Below are 23399 nucleotides of genomic sequence, written 5' to 3' on the forward strand. Positions count from 1 at the left end.
GATGCTTAAGGCACTTGAACCAGCGTTGCTTGACAACCCATTTTCGCAAAAGATACAATGACGTTGTATTCCATCATTCTTTCCGAACCCTTTTCCCTTCCAAAAAATGATTCGGAACGAGTTTTTTCGACCCTTTTTACCTAATCAACGAATTGAAGCGGTTTAAAAACCGTAACGAGCAACAACAATTTCATAAGTATCCCAAGCGACGGCTTTGGCGATGCAACGAGGAGGTGAGACCATGGATCCCATTTTCTGGATCTTGATCGTACTCGTTGTTGGCGCAGTTTTCTTTGGGATCGGTTATGTCGTACGCAAATCGATAGCGGAAGCCAAAATTTCCAGTGCCGAGCAAGCTGCTGTGCAGATCGTGGAAAGCGCCAAGAAAGAAGCGGAAGCGATCCGCAAGGAAACGGTGCTGGAAGCTAAAGACGAGGTGCATAAGCTTCGTAACGAGGCGGAACGCGAGGTTCGCGAACGCCGCAACGAAATTCAACGCCAGGAACGGCGGCTGTTGCAGAAGGAAGAGTCGCTTGACCGTAAGCTTGAAGCGTTGGAGCGCAAAGAAGAACAAGTAGCCAACAAAGAGAAACGAGTCGAGGAAATTCAGGATCAGGTAGAGGTGCTGCACAAGCAGCAGCTTACGGAGCTCGAGCGTATTTCCAACCTGTCGATGGAGGACGCGAAACAGCTGATTCTATCCACGGTCGAACAAGAAGTACGCGTAGAGACCGCACAACTGATCAAGGAAATCGAACAGCAAGCGAAGGAAGAAGCCGACAAGCGGGCGCGCGACATCATTTCTCTCGCCATTCAACGTTGCGCCGCAGATCATGTGGCGGAGACGACCGTATCGGTCGTCGCGTTGCCGAACGAAGAGATGAAGGGCCGTATCATCGGCCGGGAAGGCCGCAATATCCGGGCTTTGGAGACGCTCACCGGTATCGATCTAATTATCGACGATACTCCGGAAGCCGTCATCCTCTCCGGTTTCGACCCTATTCGCCGCGAAATCGCGCGGACATCTCTGGAGAAGCTCGTGGCGGACGGCCGGATTCACCCGGCTCGCATCGAGGAAATGGTGGAGAAGTCCCGCAAGGAAGTGGACGAGCGAATCCGGGAATACGGCGAGCAAGCTACCTACGAGGTAGGCGTGCACGGCCTGCATCCGGATTTAATCAAAATTCTCGGCCGATTGAAGTTCCGGACGAGCTACGGACAGAACGTGTTGAAGCACTCGATGGAAGTAGCGTATTTGACCGGACTGATGGCCGCGGAGCTTGGAGAAGACGTCACACTAGCTAAACGCGCCGGCTTGCTGCACGATATCGGCAAAGCGCTCGACCACGAAGTGGAAGGTTCGCATGTTGAGATTGGCGTAGAATTGGGCAAAAAATACAAAGAGCACCCGGTCGTCATTAACAGTATCGCTTCTCACCACGGCGATTGCGAAGCGACCTCGGTTATCGCGATGCTCGTCGGCGCGGCCGACGCGCTCAGCGCAGCCCGTCCGGGCGCGCGCCGCGAAACTCTCGAGACGTATATCCGTCGTCTGGAGAAGCTCGAGGAGATTTCCGAATCGTTCGAAGGCGTCGACAAGTCCTACGCGATTCAAGCCGGACGCGAAGTTCGCGTCATGGTACAGCCGGAGAAGATCGATGACACCGAAGCGTTCCGTCTGGCGCGCGACATCACGAAGAAGATCGAGGGAGAACTCGATTATCCGGGACATATCAAGGTTACGGTTATTCGGGAAACGCGCGCGGTCGAATACGCGAAATAAGTTCGTTAATGCAGGGAAGGCTGAGAAGTGGCTGCGTCGTTGGCGGCCACTTCTTTCTTTTCTGACGATCCATAAGATACAAGCTACGGCCTGAGCGGGAGGAACGACAATGAAAGTGGTATTCATCGGCGATATCGTCGGCAATTTGGGACGCGACACGGTAAAGAGGCTGCTGCCGTGGCTGCGCGAGAAGTACCAGCCGCACATCATTATCGCCAACGGCGAGAATGCGGCGGGAGGCCGGGGCATTAATGCGGCGATTACTCGCGAGCTGTTCGAGTGGGGCGTGCATGGCATTACGATGGGCAACCATACTTGGGACAATCGCGAAATTTTCGAATTTATCGATGATGAACAACGAATGATTCGGCCCGCCAATCTGGCCCCGGGAACTCCTGGGCGCGGAAGCATGATCGTGAAGGCGAACGGCAAGGAACTCGGCGTCGTCAATCTGATCGGACGTACGTTTTTGCCGCCATCGGAATGTCCGTTCCTGGCTGCCGAGGAGCTCGTGACTGAGCTTCGCAGAAAAACGAAATGCGTTCTGGTCGATTTCCATGCAGAAGCGACGAGCGAGAAGATCGCTATGGGCTGGCATCTCGACGGGATCGCTTCTCTCGTCGTCGGGACGCATACCCATGTGCAGACGAACGATGACCGCATTTTGCCGGAAGGCACCGCCTACGTGACCGACGCCGGTATGACCGGCCCGCGGGACGGGGTGCTGGGGATGGACAAGGACACGGTTGTCCGTAAGTTCATGAATGGGCTTCCCGCGCGCTTCACTGTTGCGGAAGGGAAATGGGTGCTCAGCGGAGTTTTTGTCGACATCGACGAAACGACGGGAAAAGCGAAGCAGGTTCGCCTAATCCGAGTAGACGAAGACTCGTGGATCGCGACTTGAGCGGTCCGATGGCCGGGTGAGCGTTTGTATGGCGGCGGGATTAGCCGGCTGTAGTTGGGCTACGGGTTCCGTGTGCGCACGTTCGGAGGAAATAACCGGCTGTAGATGGGCTACCGGTTCCGTGGACGCACGTTCGGAGGAAATAACCGGCTGTAGTTGGGCTACGGGTTCCGTGTGCGCACGTTCGGAGGAAATAACCGGCTGTAGATGGGCTACCGGTTCCGTGGACGCACGTTCGGAGGAAATAACCGGCTGTAGTTGGGCTACGGGTTCCGTGTGCGCACGTTCGGAGGAAATAACCGGCTGTAGATGGGCAACGGATTCCGTGGACGCACGTTCGGAGGAAATAACCGGCTGTAGATGGGCTACGGGTTCCGTGGACGCACGTTCGGAGGAAATACCGGCTGTAGTTGGGCTATGGGTTCCGTGGACGCACGTTCGGAGGAAATAACCGGCTGTAGTTGGGCAACGGATTCCGTGGACGCACGTTCGGAGGAAATAACCGGCTGTAGTTGGGCTACGGGTTCCGTGTGCGCACGTTCGGAGGAAATAACCGGCTGTAGATGGGCTACGGGTTCCGTGTGCGCACCTTCGGAGGAAATAACCGGCTGTAGTTGGGCTATGGGTTCCGTGTGCGCACGTTCGGAGGAAATAACCGGCTGTAGTTGGGCTATGGGTTCCGTGGACGCACCTTCGGAGGAATTAGCCAGTTGTGGGCGGGTTAATCGATTTTGTACAAAAGGATCGCCCGGAAGACCCGCGAGGGTCAGTTTAGGCGGTCTTTTTTCTTCCATAATTGACAAATGATCGGAGAATATCGAAATTTCAGCGGTTGAAACCGATAATTATTTGAAAATTTAAGCAATAAACGGCGTCTGAGCCTCGGGATAAAGAAGGAATTATTACCCGGTCTACCGAATAATTATAGGTTAGTGGGCCCATCCTTTGTTCCCGAGGAGGAACTGGTCATGGAAGTATTAAAGGTTTCCGCAAAGTCCAATCCAAATTCCGTTGCAGGGGCTCTTGCAGGCGTATTACGCGAACGCGGTAATGCCGAGCTGCAAGCCATCGGAGCCGGGGCGCTTAACCAGGCGATCAAAGCGGTGGCGATCGCTCGCGGGTTCGTCGCGCCAAGCGGGGTTGACCTGATCTGTATCCCGCGTTTACGGATATCGTCATCGACGGAGAGGATCGTACGGCCATCAAGCTGATTGTCGAGCCGCGCTAACGAAAGAAGCTGTTGAGTAAAAGAGATGACCTGTTTTATCAGGGTGACTTCGCCGAGCGGGCGGCATCTCTGACGAAAACAGGTTTTTTTGTGCCTGTCTCGGATGGTTTGAGAATGCCGATGGAGGGATACGATGTACGGTGTAGCCGATTTGCACGCGGATGTGATCAGCAAATTGCTGGAGAATCCCGGATGGATATGGTCCGACTCGGAAAAGTCGCTGGCCCGATTCGATGCAACGCCCGAGCGGTTGAAGACGGGCGGTATCATTCTGCAAGTGTTTCCTTTGTACGTGGCGGATTCGCTGCCTCATACGCCGGAAACTCTTTTTCGCGGAGCCGAGCTTTTTCACAGTCAAATAAACGCTCATCCGGATATAAAGCTCGCGCTGCGATCTTCCGATTTGAGCCAGGCCGAGCGGGAAGGGAAAATCGCAGCCGTATTCTCTCTAGAGGGCGCGGATTCCTTGCAGGGCAGCCTGTGGGCGCTTCGCTTGTTGTTCAGGCTGGGCTTGCGGCTTCTCGGTCCGACCTGGAACCATGCCAATTGGGCTTGCGACGGGGCGATGGAGCCCCGCGGAGGAGGATTTACCAGAGCAGGCAAGCAGCTTGTGGAGGAATGCAGGCAGCTTGGAATTATTATCGACGTATCGCATTTGTCCGACAAAGGGTTCTGGGAGCTTGCGGAGGCCGGGGACAGCAAGCTGTTCGCCTCACATTCCAACGCCAGGGAAATTCGCAATCACCCCGCAATTTGACGGACGAGCAAATCAGGGCGCTTATCGTGGCGGACGGGCTCATCGGACTGACGTTCGTTCCTTGGTTCGCGACGGACAAGGAGAAGGCGACCGTAGACGATTTGCTGCGCCATGTCGAGCATGTATGCGAGCTTGGAGGAGCGTTACATATCGCGTTCGGCTCGGACTTCGACGGTATCGACCGCCACATCGTCGGGCTGGAAAATCCAGCCTGTTACCCCGGATTCGCGGAAGCGCTTTTACGGCGGTACCCGGAAGAGCTCGTCAGAGGAATGCTCGGAAGAAACGCTATTCGTTTTCTAGAGAAGAATCTGCCTAAGTGAATTGTCCGGCTGTCAAGTATCTAATTTCCTTATGGATTTCATCGAAAAGAATTATACGTGCCATAGGACGATTTAACTTGCATTTAACAGTATTCAATCATAAAATTTATATGGCTAATAAAGAGAATTAATTTTCGAAAAATTGTCGAAGCATATAGTCAAGAGGAGATGGGCACTGTGATCAGTCAACTGTCATGGAAAATTGGCGGCCAGCAAGGGGAAGGCGTCGAAAGTACGGATCGTATTTTCTCTACGGCGCTCAACCGTCTGGGTTACTACCTGTACGGGTATCGTCATTTTTCCTCGCGGATCAAGGGCGGCCACACCAACAACAAGATTCGAATCAGCACGAAGCCGATTCGCGCGATATCGGACGACCTGGATATTCTGGTCGCCTTCGACCAAGAAAGCATCGATTTGAACGCGGGAGAGCTTCGCAAAGGCGGCGTTGTCGTTGCGGACGCGAAATTTTCCCCGACGATCCCGAAGGCATCGATGCGCGCTTGTTCGCGGTGCCGATTACGGCGATCGCCGAAGAGCTGGGAACTTCGCTTATGAAGAACATGGTGGCGTCCGGCGCATCTTGGGCGCTTCTTGGCTTGCCGATGGAAGTGTTCAACAAAGCGGTTGAAGAAGAGTTTGGACGCAAAGGCGCAGCCATTGTCGAGAAAAACATCGAAGCGGTGCGACGCGGCGGGGAATTCGTGCTCGAACAAGCCGGCGGACCGCTGGAAGAATTCAAGCTCGAGCCGGCCGACGGCAAGCAGAAGCTGTTCATGATCGGCAACGAAGCGATGGGACTCGGGTCGGTAGCGGGCGGTTGCCGTCTGATGTCGGCTTACCCGATTACTCCGGCTTCCGAAATCATGGAATATTTGATCAAGAAGCTGCCCAAGTTCGGCGGAACGGTCGTTCAGACCGAGGATGAAATCGCCGCGGTTACGATGGCGATCGGCGCGAACTACGCCGGCGTCCGCACAATGACCGCTTCGGCGGTCCGGACTCGCCCTCATGATGGAAGCGATCGGCTTGTCGGGTATGACCGAGACCCCTCTTGTCATCGTTGACACGCAGCGCGGCGGCCCATCGACGGGTCTTCCGACGAAGCAAGAGCAGTCCGATATTAACGCTCTCATCTACGGGACGCACGGGGAGATCCCGAAGGTCGTCGTCGCTCCGAGCACGATCGAGGAATGCTTCTACGATATGATCGAAGCGTTCAACGTGGCCGAAGAATATCAAATTCCCGTCATTATTGCGACCGATTTGCAGCTTTCGCTCGGCAAGCAGTCGTGCGAAGAGCTTGACTTCGATTCGATTCGCATCAATCGCGGCAAGCTAATCACCGAAGAGCTGCCTGCGCTCGAAGACCATAAGCTGTTCAAACGCTACGAGCTGACGGATGACGGTATTTCCCCGCGTGTGCTTCCGGGCGCGAAGAACGGCATCCATCATGTAACCGGGGTCGAGCACGATCAGGAAGGGCGTCCTTCCGAAAGCGCGATCAATCGCAAAAAAATGATGGACAAACGGTTGGGCAAAATCGCTTCCTTGCGCGTGACGAACGCGATTAAGGTCGATGCTCCTAACGAAAGTCCCGAGCTGCTGATCGTGGCGATGGGCTCGACAGGAGGCACGATCGACGAAGCGCGCAGCCGGCTTGCCAAAGAAGGCGTGAAGACGAACCATATTACGGTCCGCCAAATGTTCCCGTTCCCGAGCGAAATGCTGGAGCCGCACTTGTCGGCGGCCAAGCAGGTCATCGTTCTGGAGAACAACGCGACGGGACAGCTTGCGAATCTGATCAAGCAAAACATCGGCGCCCACGACAAAATCAAGAACGTTCTGAAATACGACGGAACGCCGTTCCTGCCTTCGGAAGTCTACAACGCCTGCAAGGAGCTGAATTAAGATGGCTACATTCAAAGAGTTTCGCAATAATGTGAAGCCGAACTGGTGCCCGGGCTGTGGAGACTTCTCCGTACAAGCGGCCATTCAGCGGGCGGCGGCCAACGTCGGCCTCGAACCCGAGCAGCTTGCGGTTATTTCGGGCATCGGCTGCTCCGGTCGGATTTCCGGATATATTAACGCATACGGCTTGCACGGCATTCACGGCCGGGCGCTTCCGATTGCGCAGGGCGTGAAGCTGGCGAACCGCGAGCTGACGGTTATTGCCTCCGGCGGCGACGGCGACGGCTTCGCAATCGGCATGGGACATACGGTCCACGCGATTCGCCGCAACCTGGACGTGACGTACATCGTCATGGACAATCAAATTTACGGCTTGACCAAGGGCCAGACTTCGCCTCGGAGCGCTGAGGGGTTCAAGACGAAATCGACGCCGGAAGGCTCGATCGAGACGACGCTGTCCCCGCTCGAAATCGCACTGTCTGCAGGCGCTACGTTCGTGGCCCAATCGTTCTCCAGCGATCTGAAGCAATTGACGATGCTGATCGAGGAAGGGCTCAAGCACAAAGGGTTCTCACTCATTAACGTGTTCAGCCCGTGCGTTACTTTCAATAAAGTGAACACGTACGAATGGTTTAAGGAGCATGTCGTCAACCTGGATCAATTCCCGGAGCACGATCCGTCCAATCGAATGGCTGCGATGAACAAGATTATGGAGACGAACGGCTTGCTGACGGGACTTATCTATCAGGACAAGGTTCGCAAGCCGTACGAGGATCTCGCCGTCGGCTTCAAAGAGCAAGGCCTCGCGAAGCAGAGCCTGGAGCTGACCCGCGAAGAGTTCGACAAGCTGGTCAAAGAGTTCAGATAACATTCGTTTTTTGGCGAGGCGCACGGGTTTGTCCCGTGCGTCTCTTGCGTTATACTGGGGATAGAAAGGGAGGATTGGAAGTGTCGGAACCGAAAAAAGTGCCGGTGGGCGTATCGGCTCGCCATATTCATTTGACTCAGGAGCATATCGAGATTTTGTTCGGTCAAGGAGCTCGGCTGACGGAAATGAAGCCGCTGTCGCAGCCCGGACAATTCGCCGCGAACGAGACTGTCGCCGTATTTGGACCGAAGGGCTCCTTCGCTAAAGTACGAATATTAGGGCCTGCAAGATCGGCTACGCAGCTTGAAGTGTCGCGTACGGACGCATTCGTTCTCGGCCTTCAGCCCCCGGTCAGAGAGTCGGGAATAACGGAAGGAACACCCGGTATGAGAATTGTCGCCCTGCTGGAGAAGTAACGGTAGAGCGGGGCGTCATCGTGGCGGCTCGCCATATCCATTTTCATAGCTCGGATGCGGCCAAGTGGGGAATTGCGGACAAGCAGCTGCTCCGAGTAAAGGTAGGCGGAGAGCGAGGCGTCGTGTTCGAGCAGGTTCTGGCCCGCGTGTCGGAGCATTTTGCGTTGGACATGCATATCGATACGGACGAAGGCAACGCGGCAGGGGTATCGACCGGCGATTTCGCGGAAATCGTCGATTAACAATGCACGCGAGGCGGCTCGGAACAGGGAACGAATCGGCCGCCGCGGCGAAAAATCGGACTCGAATGACGCTGATGCATGCCCGCCGAGTTCGTGCTATAATACGAAGGATTGACACTTGCAGGGAGGAATTGAAATGGCGGGCGAGAGCAAAGATTATAGCAAATATTTCGATTTCTCCGGCGCCAAAGTGATTTCCGAGGACGAGCACGGACGTACGTTCCGTCTGAACGGACGGGATATCCATATTATTTCCGAGCCGGACTACCGGCAGGAGAAGCAGCGCGGCAAAGAGAACATTCAGGTCCACTACGATACCGCCGTGCCCGAAACGCTTCGTACCCTCGGATACGGGAAAAAATATCTCATCACGACTTACGGCTGCCAAATGAACGAGCACGATACCGAGATTATGCGCGGACTGTTCGAGGAAATGGGCTATACGGCGACGGACGACCGCCGCGAAGCCGACGTTATTCTGCTCAATACTTGCGCGGTTCGCGAGAACGCGGAGGATAAGGTGTTCGGAGAGCTCGGCCATCTGAAGGGGCTCAAGCTGGAGAAGCCGGATCTTGTGCTGGGCGTCTGCGGCTGCATGTCCCAGGAAGCGGCCGTCGTGAACCGGATCATGCAGAAGCATTCGTTCGTCGACCTTATTTTTGGGACGCACAACATCCACCGGTTGCCGTATTTGCTCCAAGACGCGCATTTTAATAAAGAAATGGTCGTCGAGGTGTGGTCCAAGGAAGGCGACATAATCGAGAACTTGCCGAAGAAGCGCGAAGGGCTTCGGGCCTGGATCAATATCATGTATGGCTGCGACAAGTTTTGTACGTACTGCATCGTGCCATATACGAGGGGCAAGGAGCGCAGCCGGTTGCCGGAGGACGTCATCGCGGAAGTGAGAGAGCTGGCGCGCCAAGGGTTCCGGGAGATTACGCTGCTCGGCCAGAACGTGAACGCTTATGGCAAGGACTTCGCGGATCGCGAATACCGGTTCGGGATTTGATGGACGACATTCGCAAAATCGATATTCCGCGCGTTCGTTTCACGACGTCGCACCCGCGGGATTTCGACGATCATCTGATCGAAGTGTTGGCGAAAGGCGGCAACCTGGTGGAGCATATCCACCTGCCGGTGCAATCGGGCAGCACGGAAATACTGAAGCGAATGAGCCGCAAATATTCGCGCGAGCATTTCCTGGATCTGGTTCGCCGAATTCGCGCAGCCGTTCCGAATGCGGTTCTTACGAGCGACATTATCGTCGGATTTCCCGGAGAGACGGAAGAGCAGTTCGAAGAGACGCTTACGCTCGTTCGGGAAGCTAGATTCGCATCGGCGTATACATTCATATACTCGCCACGCGAAGGAACGCCGGCCGCCGGCATGGTGGACGACGTTGCGGCGGAGACGAAGAAGAAACGTCTGGCGAGATTGAATGCACTAATCGCCGAGCTGTCTTACGAAAGTCATCGCGAGATGGAAGGCCAAATCGTCGAAGTTCTAGTGGAAGGCGAGAGCAAAAATAACGCCGAAGTCCTCTCAGGACGGACGAGAACGAACAAGCTCATTCATTTCGAAGGTCCGAAGGAATGGATCGGTCAATTCGTGCAAGTACGCGTCACGGAATCCAAAACGTGGTATATTCGCGGTGAAGTTGTGGATTCGGCCGTCGCGGCAGGATAAAACAAGCCAAGCAGGATAGTTGAACGGAGGATAAAGATCAATGTCGGCACATGCACATAACCACGATCACGATCATGAGCACGGAGAAGGCTGTTCCGTGCCGGTGTTCGATAACCGGGATTTGATCGTCCGGGAAGATATTATGGCCCGCGCGAAGGAGCTGGCCCAGCTCATTACGACTTCCGAAGAAGTCGATATGTACAAGAAGTCCGAGCGGATCATTCAAGGACACGAGAAGGTTCAGTCGACGATTGCTCTGCTGAAGAAGAAGCAAAAAGAGCTTGTCGCCTTCCAGAATACGTTCAAGAATGCGGCTATGGCGGAGAAGATCGAGAAGGAAATCGATGCTCTTCAAGACGAGCTGGACGAAATGCCGATCGTTAGACAATTCCAGCAAAGCCAGGTGGACGTGAACTACTTGCTGCAATCGATCGTTTCCGTCATTCGCGATACCGTCGCGGAGAAGCTGGACGTCGAAGCGGCAACGAAGCTGGAAGAGTCGGAGGAGTGCAGCGATTAGCTTCGACTGCGCTCGGCGCACATTCCTATTTTGCAAGCAAGAACGATGAAAGAGCATCCTCCTCCGTTGAAGCGCGGACGGCAGATGCTCTTTATCTTATGGATAGGGAAATTCATCGACTATAAGCCTCGTACCGCCCTTAGCCCGATCTGGCGACAATGGCAATCGTGGAAGTTCGTTGGTCATATCGCAGGGAATAGGAATGCCCGGAAACGAGTTGAAGCTTCTTTGCCCAATAGGATGAGAGCGTTAGTCGATTTTCGTCCAAGTTTGTCGGAACGAATAAGCGCAGGTTGAATTTTTGAGAGCCTAGCTGCAATCGAAGGGGGAAGCCTCTTCGCTCAGGAATGCCAAGACGCGCCAGCAGCTCATAGCCGATGCTAACGGTTCCCATTCCTAATTTCGGTGATGACAAAATAACGCCATTGGCCAAGCTGACAGGTGAAGAGGTTAGGGTAAGAGTTCGGTTCGCGGCCGAGTAGTTTATCTCATATCGACGATTCGGCGTCAAACCGAGCTTCTTGGCAGTCAGCGGATTTATTTCGAGAAAGTCGGCAACGCACTCTCTGTCCTCGAGCTTGGCAATCGAGACGGTGTGCTTTAATGTGCCATGCTTTAAGACGATTGAGGGGGATTCGGGAATAAGAGACAAGGCCGATTGGCCGCCCGAAAAATTCAAGGTGAGGTACAAGCTGTTCGGAGGTATACTTGCTGCAACAAGATCGATCCGATCGGTTGTCATCCGGGAACGGCACGCTCCTTCAATCAGTAAGAATGGCACAGATGGTCTATCTTATTCCGTCGCACGTTTCGTTGCTTGTACTTCGCGCCGGAATACAGGAAAGGGCTCCCGGTTAGGAGCCCCTAGTTAGCGCATATGCGGAGATTTCGAGTTAATGCGGGACGAGTTTGCTTGGCCGCTTCGCCGCAGCCTTCTTCGTTAGGCGAAGCGCAGGCAGCGCTGGGCGAATCGCCGCAATGACGAGAGTGGCAACGACGGCTTTGATGGCGTCGCCGGGCAAATACGAAAACATTGCGGCTTGCATTGCACTGTACAGATTATTGCTGTATTTGGGCACTTCGTGCATGAACCAAGGCACGCCTGTTACATAGAGGAGAAGCGATCCGAACAGGAACAAAGTTAGCAAAAGGACGATTTGCCGGTTGCGGCCAAGCTTGCGCCGATTCGTGAACAGCTTGTCGGTTGCGAAGCCGATCAAGAACGCGGAGATGGGGAACATCCAGATGAAGCCGCCGGTCGGTCCGAGTATTTGAGCGAGTCCGCCTGCGCCGTTCATGAGCGGAATGCCGCATGCGGTTAGGCCGACGACGATAGCGATGCTCCAAAAGCCGTATGTAGCTCCAAGCAGCCCGCCTGCCAGCATAACGGCAAAGCTCTGCATGGAAATCGGAATCAAGTTACCGATCGGAACTTTGATGAAGCTGCCAGCAATGAAGAGCGCTGCAAAAAGCGCCGTAAAGACGGTAGCTCTAATGCGGCGATTCGTCAATTCCGCTCGATGAAGCGTTGAAGTCGTAGATGATGAAGTCATTGTCAAATCTCCTTTTGAATGTTAACTTAAATGATGTCGAATGGTTAACAAATCGGATTGTAGCATGGGAATGGCGAATTGGGAAGAGGGAATTTTTCATGGCTATGGAACGACCGGGGATTGGGCTCGCCTTGGATGGGGAGCAGACGAATCTGCAACGGCCGCTTGTTCTCTCCCATGTTTCGGTATATGCGGCCGATGAGTTGGGTACGGCTATTCCTCGGCTTGAAGAGGTCGAATTGTCTCTTCATGCGGGAGAGTGGCTTTACTTGGTCGGAGTTAACGGAAGCGGGAAGTCGACAGTTGCTCGCTTATTGGCGGGTTTATATATGGAAGGGACGACCGGATCTATCGAACGCGGCTTCGCCGGCGATCGGTCGTCTCCCGTCGTGCTGCAATATCCGGAAGCGCAGTTGTTCGGCGAGACGCCGTTGGAAGAGCTGCAATTCGCAATGGAATGGCAAGGAATCCCTCCAGAGAAAATGGCACGTCGCGCCGGTGAAAAGCTCGCGGCGGCCGGTCTTGCGGGAAAAGAGAATATGACGTGGGACAGCTTGTCCGGCGGTGAAAAGCAGCTCGCTGCGACAGCGGCGGCGGTCGTATGCGAAGCACCGCTTATCGTCTTTGATGAGGCTTCCTCGATGCTCGACGAGCTGCACCGCGAGAAGGTGCTTCGCATGGCCGAGTCGCTGCAGAGGGGAGGAGCCGCCATCGTATGGGTTACGCAGCGGCTAGAGGAGCTTTCGCCGGATAAGAGAGTCGTCGCGATGGAAGCGGGCCGAGTCGTCTATGACGGAGAGTCAAGAAAGTTTCTGTTCGGCGAGTCGGCCGGTTCGCCGTCACCCTGCGCGAGCTGCGGGCTCAGGCTGCCTTATCTTTCGCATTTGGCTATGGAGCTTTGGGATCGAGGCGTATGGAAGGGAAAGCCGCCTATGATTGCGGAAGAGTGGAGCGGTGCGTTGGAGCGGCTGACTTTCTCTGCAGACGACCGGAACTTGATGAAGGAATGTCCGGTTAACGAGCCGGAAAAGACAGGCGTTTCGATAAAGATTCCGCTTCGGGAAATTGCAAGCAGCCGCGACGGGATTAGCGTTGGCGGAATATCGGGTATCGCGCCGGGGACGCTGCGGCTGGAGCCGGGGACGTTGACGTTAATGATGGGTTCGAACGGCGCGGGAAAAACGACCTTCCTGGAGAAGCTTGCCGGGCTTCGCGAGCCGGAGGGGCTTCGGATTGCATACGGTAACGAGCCGTTGTGGACGAAGAGACGTTGGATCGGAGGCAATAAGCTTAATGCGCGGGCTCTGCGAAGCTACAGCTACGCTTCGCAATCTCCCGAGCATTCGCTGTTCGCCAGGACGGTAAGAGAAGAGCTCGGCTACTCGCTGCGTCCGTATAAGCCGGATGTGCGATTTGAACAACAGAGGATGGACGATGCGCTGTCGGCGGTAGGCTGGGACCGCTCGTGGATGGAAAGAGACCCTTACCAGATGAGCGGGGGAGAACGGCGGCGTACTGCTCTAGCGAGCGCTTTCGCCTCGCCGGCGGGATGGTTATTGTTGGACGAGCCCACGGCGGGATTGGATGGCGCAGGCCATGAGCTGATCGCTCGTCAAATGCTCGCCATGAAGGGGGAAGGACGCGGTATCGTCCTCGTTTCTCACGATTCGGATTGGGCGCTTCCGCTTGCCGATCGGGTGTTGATCGTTCATGCGGATCGAGACAGGACGATTCGAGCTTGCAGCCGAGACGAGCTGATCGCCCATCCGCATTGGCTGGAAGCGGCGGGTATGACGATTCCCGCGTGGCTGGAAATCGCGCACGAAGCATGGCGTTCCGGCGTAGCTATCGATCGCCTGTGGCAGCCCCGGGATTTGGCCGCTTCGTTGACTGGCCTTAAAGGCAGGCAATCGGACTTGGCGCATGAGCCATGCCAGTCGGAGAACGATGCGCCGCTGTCTTCGAATTCGTCTGCGGAAGTCGAGACGGCGTCTCGTCTATTGATACGGATGGATCCCCGTTCGTTATGGCTTGGTTATGTACTGCTGTCGATAGGTTTGTTCTCGCAATCCGATTGGCTTGGGCTCGGGATAGGCGCAGTCGTCGTATTGTCTATTCTGCTCATCGGACATATACCGGTGTGGAAATGGCGTTGGACGTTAATTAACTTCGCTTACTTTGCGGTTTTTATGTCTGTAATCGCCGGGTTTAGTTCCGGCATGGGCAATTGGGATGGAGGAGCCTTCAAAGAAACCTTGTTTCCGTTCACGCGAACGATGCTCGTGCTGCTGCTTGGCTTAGGCATGACAGCGGCGATCACCCCGCTTAGGCTGCGTCGTTCACTGGAACAGCTTTTGTCGCGGAAAGGCCGAACGATTCCTATAGCTCAGCGATTTATTCTTACGCTGACGTTAACGATAAGATTTGTACCTGTGCTGCTGAAGGAATGGAATCGGTATCGCCGCTTGATGCTTGCGCGGGGAAAGAAACGTCGATAACTCCGCAAGGAATCGTAAGGCGGCTGAAGACGGTTTCCTTGCCCTTTCTTCTCTCTCTGTTCCGGCTTGGAGAGGACGCGGCGCTCGCGCTCGAAAGCCGAGGCGTAGGGACGAATGAGCACCCTACATGGGCGGTAACCATTCGCTGGAGCTGGAAAGACAGCACTTGGACTATTTCCGCGGCCCTTGCCGCAAGTGTTTTGTGGCTGATTCGCTAAAAGGTTGCTTGCTGCTCGTTGCGCAGACTTTTGCCTGACGAGATGATCGCTGCGATTATTCCGAGTGAGGCACCGAACCAAAATCCTGCTTTTAAGCCGCCGTACGAATTGAGTCCTCCTGCTAAATAAGGGCCGAGAAACATGCCAAACGAGTATACGGACTGGTATAGCCCCATCGCGGTAGCCCGTTGGGTTGGAGCAAAGCCGCGAATGGCGAGGCTGAGCAGAAGCGGGAAATACATCGCCTGAGCCGCTCCGTTCAAAGCTTGAGTAAGCGACAACCACCACAAATTCGTACTTGACGGTATGAGTGCCGTGAATAGGGCAGCCGCCGCAAAACCGACGACGATGACGCGCTGCGTGCCGAACCTAAGCGCCAGTGATCGGCCGGAAATGAGCGATATGAACGCATGCGGAATCATGAACGCGGCTACGATTATCGTTAACTGTCCTTCCGAAGCGCCCAACTGGGTTGCTTGCAGAGGCGTAAAGCCGAACATCGTAATGAACAGGATGCCATGGGCTAACAACGACAAGATGGCAAACATCCATAGACGGGGAGAACGGAGCACTTCCGACGTATCCGCGAAGACCGTATTCGGGACAGCTTTCGAAGAGGGAGACGGTTGCTTGGGCTCGCGAATGAATATAGCCGCAGCCGTTCCGATCAGCGAAATTGCCACTCCGGTCCAAAAAGCGGCGTTCCAGCCTCCGAGGTCGGCGATCAAGCCGCTCGCCGCCATGCCGACGAATTGTCCCGATACCATAAGGAAGCTGAGCGTTCCCATCGCTTTTTGGGTTTGGTCGGCCGGATAGTAAGAAGCGAACAGAACGCTGAAGGGAACCCAGGTAGACGCGCAAATGCCAGCGAGCAGCCGTCCCGCAAGAGGCGCTTCCCACCCACCGGGAAGCATGAAGAGAAGGCAGCTTCCAAGGCTTGCGACCATGCCGACGATAAGGAACGGCTTCCTGCGGCTCATACGATCCGAATAGATGCCGAGCGGAAGACGCAGAAGCAGCTGCGTTAATCCGTAGCTTCCGAGAATAAAGCCGATCCACGCCATGGACAAATTCCGATCCTGCAAATAAGGGCTTAAAATCGGTACATAGATGTACATGGATGACCAATACAAGATCGTTGCCGCCGCAAAAATGATAAAATGACGTCGTTGAAGAGTAGCCGGGCGCTGCTGTGTTATCGCACTATTTCCGCTCGATGCTCGTTGTCCCATTTTACCCTCCATATGCGAAATCGATTGAAATCTTGCGTTAATTCTAACATACCGCGAATGAGGTGTTGCCTTTGGTTACAGTCAGAACGGAGATGATTATCGATGCGCCGATTCAAGTCTGTTTTGATTTAGCTAGAAATATCGATGTACATACTCAAACGGTGTGGCGGCACACAAAAGAAAGAGCAGTAGCCGGCACTATAAACGGATTGATAAATGAAGGTGAGACCGTTACTTTTCAAGCTACACACTTTTTCATTAGGCAGAAATTGACTTCAAAGATAACGGAAATGAAGAGCCCTTATTATTTTATTGATGAAATGATGAACGGAGCGTTTAAAAGCTTACGGCATGAGCATTTATTCGAGGAACGCAATGGAATGACTTTAATGAAGGATATATTAGTTTTTGAAGCTCCGTTTGGAATGATAGGTAAGGTAGCGGAGAGGTTTGTTTTGAAGAAGTATATGAAACGCTTTTTAGAGCATCGCAATTTTCGGTTGAAGATACTTGCCGAGAATCTCTAAGATTATGGGAGTTAATAAACTCAAAGCAGGTGAACAAATGAGATCCATCATTGAAGCCAATGAGCAGTTCATCGACGAATTGGTTAGTATGGCGCTGGATTTATGGCCGGAAAATGATTTTGAGAACCTAAAAGCAGATTTCCTGATCAACCTTCATTCGGAAAAAAATAAGGTGTTATTGTTTTCTATCGGTAGTGAAGCTGTTGCTTTTATACATCTGTCCATTAGATCAGATTATGTTGAAGGATCGGAGTTTAGTCCGACGGGATATGTAGAAGGAATATATGTAAAACCTGATTATAGAAGAATGGGAATATCGAGAATGCTATTAAATGCTGGAGAGCTATGGTTGAGAGACAAAGGCTGCAAACAGATTGGCTCTGACATTAGTATAGATAATAGGATCAGCTATAAGTTCCATACAAGTATTGGGTTTAAAGAAGCGGGCAGGGTCATAGCTTTCATTAAAAGCTTGGAGTGAGATTGGTTACCCCTATAACCCAACATCTTACAATAGGCGGAGAGTAAATGAAGAGCAAGGTAAATAGGTACCTTTACAATTTGGGTTTAGGAATTTTCGTTTTGTTTATTATTTTTGTTATTCTGTCAAGCTATGTTGAAAAGGATGGTTCCTATACCATTACAATTTATGGTGAAGTACCCGAAAAATATATTAGTGAAATAAAAGATCCAAATCATTTAGTCAATGGGTATGGATTAAATGTTCCTGATGAAAGAGTAGAAATAAGTGCTAAACCGTTCTATGTCTTGTTTAAAAAGAAGGGCAGAGAAATCTTATTAGTCACAAATAATGTGAATAAACTGAACGAGTATTTACGGTAAGTAGTTTGTTGAAGCCCCACAGTTACTATTCGTGACGGATGACGGGGGGGGGGGATTGGTTTAAGGCACCCACGGTTCCTATTCGCGGCGGATAGCGGATGAAGGCCTGGTTTAAGACACCCACAGTTACTATTTGTGACAGATGACGGGCAAGCGCTCGGTTTAAGGCACTCACGGTTTCTATTCGCGGCGGATGGCGGATGAACGCTTGGTTTAAGATACCCACAGTTACTATTTGTGACGGATGACGGGCCGGAGGATGACGTAAAATTGTTTGTGTACCATGTTTTGGAGTCTTACCAAAACAAAAAAAAGTAGGGTATTCTCGGGGTTACGACGCCACCAAGAAGGAGCCCTACTCGATGACTACTATACCCGAAAACATGCTTAACGATCTATTTGAAAATCTTGTCACACAGTTTGTGAAACAGAACATTGAGACGATCATGCGAGCTGAAATCAAACACATGTTGGAGGAGCAGGAAGAACATCAGCGTAATAGCCGGAACGGTTATTACACGCGCACCCTCCACACGAAGTATGGTCACATTGAAGATCTCCAGGTACCACGTGACCGTAATGGCCAATTCCAAACCAGCGTATTCGAGCCGTATCAGCGCCGAGATGGTTGGCTAGAGGAAGCTGTTATTCAGATGTACAAAAGCGGTATGGGCACACGAGACGTCGCCCGTTTCATTGAAAGCATGTTTGGTAGCCAATATTCGCCTACGACCGTCAGTAATATTACAGCGACAGTGTTGGAGGACATTCAAATCTGGCTGCAGCGCCCGCTAAAAAAACGTTACTCGGTTATTTATCTCGACGGTCTTTACGTCAAACTCAAACGCGGCACCGTAAGTGGCGAAGTCGTTTACTTTGCGATGGGGATCGACGAAGATGGTCACCGGCAAATCCTTGGCTTCTACATTGGCGGCCAAGAGAGTTCAAATGGCTGGCGGGAAGTACTCAAAGATCTTTATAAACGCGGGGCGACAGACGTGCTGCTCGGCGTGTTTGACGGCCTGACAGGGCTTGAAGCAGCCTTCCGCGAGACTTACCCGAAAGCCGACGTGCAGCATTGTGTGGTGCACAAAGTCCGTGCTACTTTCCCAAAAATCCGGGTGCAACATCGAACGGAAGTTATCGAGGATATCAAAACGGTTTACACGGCTGAGGACAAAGATCTTGCATTAGCAGCCTTCGACACGGTTTACGCAAAGTGGGGCAAATTGTATCCAAAAGAGATGGAACTTTGGAAGGAGCAACTGCCTACGTTGCTGACCTTTTACAAATTTCCCAGCCTCATCAAGGAAGCCATTTACACTTCCAACCCAATCGAGCGGATGAATAAGGAAATCCGCAAGAGACTCAAGCCGATGAATAGTTTAACGAACATGGATGCGGCAGAGAAGATCGTTTACTTGCAGGCAATCGACTACAACGAACGTAACGAAAGTCGCGCCATACGTGGGTTTGCAGATCCTGAAGTGAAGAAGAAGTTAACCGAGATGTTTGAGGCACGATATTCGGACAAGATAACATCCGAGGAGTAGCGCCACAAAAACCAATCTCCCGCGCCTTCGCTTGAGCTGCGCTCTCCGCCAACTCTAAAACCTAAAATCATGTCCATCATCCCGATGGAAAAACCTACTACACAAACTTCTTGACGCTACCGGCCGGAGATTGGTTTAAGACAATCACGGTTTCTATTCGCGGCGAATAGCGGTTGAACGCTTAGTTTAAGGCACCCCGATTACTAAATGGTTCATAATTCGGGTTTACCCGTCCTTAGAATTAAGGGGAACCAGGATCAATCCGACAAAGGATGATAAATGGGTAAGTATGTAAAGAATAATAAGTATGCAATGAATAAGGGGATTGCCAATGATTTCTTTCCTTATGAGTATGCTTTTTTATCAAAGATCGGATAAAGCTTTTACTGTTGAGGAGATCAATCAGTTTGAGCTCATGTTTTCTGAAGCTCATCAAAACGGTGGATTAGTAAATTTCAATTCTGTGTTCCCCAAATATCGCTTTATTGATTACATCATTCAACAAAAAAACGCGGTAGCTCACGGTTCTAATAACATGGGAATTGAAAGTTTTGAAACCAGAAGGCAAACCTTGTACAACGGCAAGCTGGTTGACGCCATCTTTGCTAGCAAAGATGGTATTTGGCCAATTTTCTATGCTGTTTTTGATAGAGGAAAGTTAGTAAGCAATTTTAGAAACGGGTGCATTAAGACAAGGAGTAAAAAGAGGTACTACTTCTTTTCATTAACCAAGCAAACATTGGATAGAAACCCATGGACTACTGGGATGATTTATTTCATGCTCTCAGAAACTTTTGAACTAACAAGCACTTCTAAAATTTATTTTGATGAATGGGTCAGCAAGCAAGAGGTCAAGCCAATGCTTAGATTATGTGTATGTAAAGAAGACTTTGAATACATCAATAAGATTTCCACCCATAAACAAACAGAATCATTATTGACTACATGGTTTTTTTATAAATTAAGAACATCTCTTTTACGATATTTGAGAAAGAATGTTGCTAGGAGTTATTAATGAAACCATACATTCGTCAGTATTTTTTCCTTATCCTCGGTGGTTTAATTATTGTTTCTGGAATTGGTTATACCGTAATCGATTTTTTGAATAATAATTCTCTCGGCAGCAGAGTCAAGATAATTGCACCTGATACGAAAGAAGTATTGTTAGCACCGGGAAGATACGATTTGTTTTACGAATACAGTTCAAAAGTTTATGATGCAGGGATTATCAAGTTAAAAAGGGAAAATAAGTTCAACGATCCTTACGAATTAATATCTGTGAAAATATCCGATGTAAGAGACGGTAAGGTCTTGAAGATCGTAAAGGAATCCTCAACATCATTCACGTTGGACGATATTAAAGGTGAGTCGCTATACAGCTTTGAAGTTTTGGAAGAAGGAAAATATAGCGTTGAGATAAAAACGATTGATGAAGTCAAAGAGCAGATTACGATAAGTTTGGTTAATGATTTTACGAAAGAGCTTTTTAACGGCTTTAAGAGAGTTGGCATTATTCTTGTGTTTTCTATTCCATTTCTGTTGATTGGGTGGTTCATGTATTCAAGAGAAGAAAGAAGGAGAAGAATTCAAATTGTAGGTTATACAAAATGAACATCCATCAATAAAAGCAAACGATTCGATCGGACTGATATAACACCGCTTATCGAAGAATTAGATCATCTTGGATACTACAAATATATTGAAAAAGATGGCTCAACCTTAAAATCAGTGCTTGACGGCTAAGTCCCCATGCGATGCCGATTGCACTCCAGTAGGTACCGAGACATTACTTTCGTCGATCAAGGGAATGAGACGAAGGTCATTGAAACGTTCGACGCGGAAAGCTCCAACCCCGTCGAGCTCCAGCAAGCAGGCTGGCAAGCGATTATGGACAATTTCAAAGCCTATGAAGACGCCGGGGAAGGTGCCCGGCATCTTCCCTTGTTAATCCAAGTATTAGTGCGCTCTCCGTTATCCTTAACCTTGAGCTGCATCCGTGTTCATGTAGTTGATTGCCCACATATGGCCATCCAAGTCCTCGAAGGCCCAATGATACATGAATCCATAATCCTCAGGTTCTTCGTACGATTTCCCGCCCAAGGAGACCGCAGTATTCACGATTTCATCCACCTTTTCTCGGCTCTCGAAGGCCAATGCGATCGTCATTTGCGCATACTTTTCCGTATCAACGGTTTCCTTCTGCGTGAGCGACTTTAAAAGTTCTTTGGTGAGCAGCATGACCTGCAGGTTGTCGCCGATCACGATGGCTACCGACTTTTCATTCTCGGGGAATTGCGGGTTGAGCTCGAATCCGAGTCCGGTGAAGAACGCCTTCGATTGTTCTACGTTGTTTACAGGCAGATTGAAGCTCGTGAATGTGGACATTAATGCCATTTTTAAACACCTCATCGTCAAATTGGTTCGTTGTCATTGATGGCTTCGTTTATTTAGACGAAAGTCGATCCGGGAATTCATCGGTCTACTTGATTCCTGCCACTCCTGTATTGTTGTAATTCCCCAACCACAACAAAAGGAATAAGCAGATGCAAACCCAGTATATCAACGAACTTCTCAACATACCAGAGTTACACGTAAGCCAGATTCTGTTTGTCGATCACAATGAACTTCATATCGCCGCCACTCCCGTCTCCCTTCTTCAAAGCTGCTCGATCTGCCTGTCGGTGCAGCACGTGATTCGCAAAGGTACCAATGGGACGCGAACCGTACGCCATCTGTCAGTCTTCAAGAGGAAATCCTTTCTGCACGTACCGGCGATTCGTTTGTTCTGTACGACTTGTCATACCGGATTCGGATGGATCTACGAATTCGTGGGGCACAAACAACGCTACAGCAAGATGGAAAAAACATTTGGGAAATAAGTACCGAGAGGACTTTTGGAATCATTAATAAACTTTTGAAGGAAAACTAGTTGAGCCACCAAGAGAGCACAGGGGAACCTTGCGTTTGGTGGTTTTTGTATGTTTGTTTTGAACGTCTTAAATTAAGGAAATCTTTAGTGCCATCAGAAGGGAAATGGGATACAATTCCATCAAGGAAAAAATCGGCTAACAATGAAGATAAGGAGTGAATTCTATGCCTAAATCTATCGAATTATCCGATGAGCAGTATCGCACGTTGATAGAACTCGTTTACCTTGGCTCATGGATCGCTAATGCAACAAAGCTTTCGGAAGAAGAGATGAACCAGGATTACATCAAGCTGGAACAGCTTCTCTACAAGCAATCGAAAATGTTCAAATCCGAGGACATAATTGCGTTGGATAAGCGGACGAATAGCTACTATACAACAAGCTTCTTTGAAGATGGGATGATGCCCGTCGTTGAACAATATGACGATGATAGCTTCTGGGAAGAGTTGTCTTCGCGGTTGGCCAAAAGGGATCTCCTCAAGGAAACGGGTCCCGTTCATAAATGGTCAGAGAAGCAGCTCTCGCGAAAATATGAGCTGGAGGAATATTATGAACAAGAGTTCACTGAGAACGGGCTTCGAAACTTAGTGTTGAAGAAGGAGCGGGGAGCCATTTCATGACTCATTTTAGTTCAGATCATTTGGAGCAATATTTAATACGAATTATTGAACAAAACAAATTGGTATACGATTTTCTTAATCAAGTCCAAAAACTAAAAATCAATCACTATTACATAGGTGCTGGTTGTATCACTCAAACGGTATGGAATCACTTATGCGGAATGCCACTGTCCTATGGAATTAAGGATATTGACTTTGTTTATTTTGATGATGACTTATCGGAGCAAAGAGAAGAAGAAACGAAAAGTGAAGTGGAACGATTGTTTTCTGAATTGCCTTTCAAAATAGATGTGAAAAATCAGGCACGAGTGCATCTTTGGTACAAGGATCGGTTTGGATATGAAATAAAACCATACCGATCTCTGGAAGACGCGATAAATACATGGCCAACTACGGCAACTGCATTAGGAGCGAGAATATCGGGTAGCGATTGGGACGTGTATGCTCCGTTTGGGCTTGAAGATTTGTTTGGAATGATTGTTAGACCGAATAAAGCACAGATCACAAAAGAGATTTATGAGGATAAGGTCAGACGTTGGAAAGGCCAGTGGGATAAATTAATAATTGTTGAATGGTAGAAAGGGAGGATTTCTAATGATAGAAATTCGTCGGTATATTTCATCTGATAGAGAGAATGGAGCTTATCGAATCAAGCTCTAAAGAAGAACGGACAAAGGCACATGAGTTCTATAAGAAAAAGGGATTTAAGGTAACGGGATATAGATTTGTAAAGAGGGTAGAATCATAATCGAATGGCAGAACTTCTGTAGAGGAGATTTGGAGAATCC

General features: G+C 50.8%; 21 protein-coding genes and 5 pseudogenes. 22 read left to right on the forward strand and 4 right to left on the reverse strand.

The annotated features are described in order from the left end of the window. Window positions 1-241: 241 nt before the first annotated feature. From rny to D3H35_RS11835, 12 genes and pseudogenes are all read left to right on the forward strand, one after another. A complete protein-coding gene (gene rny, locus D3H35_RS11795; protein WP_119149528.1) occupies window positions 242-1783 on the forward strand; it encodes a ribonuclease Y in 1542 nt (513 codons plus the stop codon). Between the two features lie 109 nt (window positions 1784-1892). Further along, a complete protein-coding gene (locus tag D3H35_RS11800) occupies window positions 1893-2687 on the forward strand; it encodes a TIGR00282 family metallophosphoesterase (RefSeq protein ID WP_119149530.1) in 795 nt (264 codons plus the stop codon). Window positions 2688-2715: 28 nt separating this feature from the next. After that, window positions 2716-3138 (forward strand): hypothetical protein, encoded by a 423-nt coding sequence (locus D3H35_RS30340; protein WP_147355820.1) that lies wholly within the window; start codon window positions 2716-2718, stop codon window positions 3136-3138. Between the two features lie 517 nt (window positions 3139-3655). Next, window positions 3656-3915 (forward strand): annotated as a pseudogene (locus D3H35_RS11805) (stage V sporulation protein S). Window positions 3916-4048: 133 nt separating this feature from the next. Beyond that, a pseudogene (locus tag D3H35_RS11810) lies at window positions 4049-4995 on the forward strand (dipeptidase). 168 nt (window positions 4996-5163) lie between these two features. After that, a pseudogene (locus tag D3H35_RS33485) lies at window positions 5164-5630 on the forward strand (2-oxoacid:acceptor oxidoreductase family protein); the annotation flags it as partial. A 231-nt stretch (window positions 5631-5861) separates the two neighbouring features. Beyond that, window positions 5862-6062 (forward strand): hypothetical protein, encoded by a 201-nt coding sequence (locus D3H35_RS33490; RefSeq protein WP_325050067.1) that lies wholly within the window; start codon window positions 5862-5864, stop codon window positions 6060-6062. After that, a complete protein-coding gene (locus D3H35_RS33495; protein ID WP_267901381.1) occupies window positions 6007-6906 on the forward strand; it encodes a hypothetical protein in 900 nt (299 codons plus the stop codon). The genes D3H35_RS33490 and D3H35_RS33495 overlap by 56 nt, the downstream gene beginning before the upstream one ends. 1 nt (window position 6907) lies before the next feature. Then, window positions 6908-7774, forward strand: a complete 867-nt coding sequence (locus D3H35_RS11820) for a 2-oxoacid:ferredoxin oxidoreductase subunit beta (RefSeq protein ID WP_119149532.1) — start codon at window positions 6908-6910, stop codon at window positions 7772-7774. Between the two features lie 80 nt (window positions 7775-7854). Further along, window positions 7855-8432, forward strand: a pseudogene (gene pduL, locus D3H35_RS11825) (phosphate propanoyltransferase). A gap of 136 nt (window positions 8433-8568) precedes the next feature. After that, a pseudogene (miaB, locus tag D3H35_RS33500) lies at window positions 8569-10118 on the forward strand (tRNA (N6-isopentenyl adenosine(37)-C2)-methylthiotransferase MiaB). Window positions 10119-10158: 40 nt separating this feature from the next. Continuing rightward, window positions 10159-10638: a YlbF/YmcA family competence regulator gene (locus D3H35_RS11835; protein ID WP_119149534.1), complete on the forward strand. Its 480-nt coding sequence runs from the start codon at window positions 10159-10161 to the stop codon at window positions 10636-10638. A gap of 139 nt (window positions 10639-10777) precedes the next feature. On the opposite strand, the gene D3H35_RS11840 is transcribed toward D3H35_RS11835, so the two are convergent. Beyond that, a complete protein-coding gene (locus D3H35_RS11840; RefSeq protein ID WP_119149536.1) occupies window positions 10778-11380 on the reverse strand; it encodes a hypothetical protein in 603 nt (200 codons plus the stop codon). A 151-nt stretch (window positions 11381-11531) separates the two neighbouring features. Then, window positions 11532-12191: a biotin transporter BioY gene (locus D3H35_RS11845; RefSeq protein WP_119149538.1), complete on the reverse strand. Its 660-nt coding sequence runs from the start codon at window positions 12189-12191 to the stop codon at window positions 11532-11534. Window positions 12192-12289: 98 nt separating this feature from the next. Here D3H35_RS11845 and D3H35_RS11850 point away from each other — a divergent pair, with 98 nt between their 5' ends. Next, window positions 12290-14689 carry an ATP-binding cassette domain-containing protein gene (locus D3H35_RS11850; RefSeq protein WP_158594076.1) on the forward strand — a complete coding sequence of 800 codons (2400 nt, stop codon included), beginning with the start codon at window positions 12290-12292 and terminating at the stop codon, window positions 14687-14689. Next, window positions 14638-14907, forward strand: a complete 270-nt coding sequence (locus D3H35_RS11855; protein WP_119149541.1) for an energy-coupling factor transporter transmembrane component T family protein — start codon at window positions 14638-14640, stop codon at window positions 14905-14907. Before D3H35_RS11850 ends, D3H35_RS11855 begins: the two co-directional genes overlap by 52 nt. On the opposite strand, the gene D3H35_RS11860 is transcribed toward D3H35_RS11855, so the two are convergent. Then, window positions 14904-16139: an MFS transporter gene (locus D3H35_RS11860; protein WP_119149543.1), complete on the reverse strand. Its 1236-nt coding sequence runs from the start codon at window positions 16137-16139 to the stop codon at window positions 14904-14906. The genes D3H35_RS11855 and D3H35_RS11860 overlap by 4 nt on opposite strands. 71 nt (window positions 16140-16210) lie before the next feature. Here D3H35_RS11860 and D3H35_RS11865 point away from each other — a divergent pair, with 71 nt between their 5' ends. The 6 genes from D3H35_RS11865 (at window position 16211) to D3H35_RS11890 (ending at window position 20673) form a co-directional block, all read left to right on the forward strand. Beyond that, window positions 16211-16666 (forward strand): SRPBCC family protein, encoded by a 456-nt coding sequence (locus tag D3H35_RS11865; protein ID WP_119149545.1) that lies wholly within the window; start codon window positions 16211-16213, stop codon window positions 16664-16666. Between the two features lie 37 nt (window positions 16667-16703). Next, entirely contained in the window at window positions 16704-17147 is a 444-nt protein-coding gene (gene aac(6') / locus D3H35_RS11870; RefSeq protein ID WP_119149723.1) for an aminoglycoside 6'-N-acetyltransferase, read from the forward strand. Between the two features lie 47 nt (window positions 17148-17194). Next, a complete protein-coding gene (locus D3H35_RS11875) occupies window positions 17195-17509 on the forward strand; it encodes a hypothetical protein (protein WP_119149547.1) in 315 nt (104 codons plus the stop codon). A 362-nt stretch (window positions 17510-17871) separates the two neighbouring features. Next, the gene (locus D3H35_RS11880; RefSeq protein ID WP_119149548.1) at window positions 17872-19062 is read left to right on the forward strand and encodes an IS256 family transposase; all 1191 of its coding nucleotides are present in this window, start codon (window positions 17872-17874) and stop codon (window positions 19060-19062) included. A gap of 331 nt (window positions 19063-19393) precedes the next feature. Next, window positions 19394-20077 carry a hypothetical protein gene (locus D3H35_RS11885; RefSeq protein WP_119149550.1) on the forward strand — a complete coding sequence of 228 codons (684 nt, stop codon included), beginning with the start codon at window positions 19394-19396 and terminating at the stop codon, window positions 20075-20077. Further along, window positions 20077-20673: a hypothetical protein gene (locus D3H35_RS11890; RefSeq protein WP_119149552.1), complete on the forward strand. Its 597-nt coding sequence runs from the start codon at window positions 20077-20079 to the stop codon at window positions 20671-20673. Before D3H35_RS11885 ends, D3H35_RS11890 begins: the two co-directional genes overlap by 1 nt. Window positions 20674-21039: 366 nt before the next feature. Here D3H35_RS11890 and D3H35_RS11900 read toward each other — a convergent pair whose 3' ends face one another. Beyond that, window positions 21040-21456 carry a VOC family protein gene (locus tag D3H35_RS11900; protein ID WP_119149554.1) on the reverse strand — a complete coding sequence of 139 codons (417 nt, stop codon included), beginning with the start codon at window positions 21454-21456 and terminating at the stop codon, window positions 21040-21042. A gap of 699 nt (window positions 21457-22155) precedes the next feature. On the opposite strand from D3H35_RS11900, the gene D3H35_RS11910 reads away from it, so the two are divergent. Together D3H35_RS11910 and D3H35_RS11915 are read left to right on the forward strand one after the other, a co-directional pair. Then, the gene (locus tag D3H35_RS11910) at window positions 22156-22611 is read left to right on the forward strand and encodes a hypothetical protein (RefSeq protein WP_119149557.1); all 456 of its coding nucleotides are present in this window, start codon (window positions 22156-22158) and stop codon (window positions 22609-22611) included. Then, complete coding sequence (locus tag D3H35_RS11915) at window positions 22608-23189, forward strand: nucleotidyltransferase family protein (RefSeq protein WP_119149559.1); 582 nt, start codon at window positions 22608-22610, stop codon at window positions 23187-23189. The genes D3H35_RS11910 and D3H35_RS11915 overlap by 4 nt, the downstream gene beginning before the upstream one ends. Window positions 23190-23399: the final 210 nt, after the last annotated feature.

The sequence above is a fragment of the Cohnella faecalis genome (assembly GCF_003570905.1).
Taxonomy (GTDB): Bacteria; Bacillota; Bacilli; order Paenibacillales; family Paenibacillaceae; genus Cohnella; species Cohnella faecalis.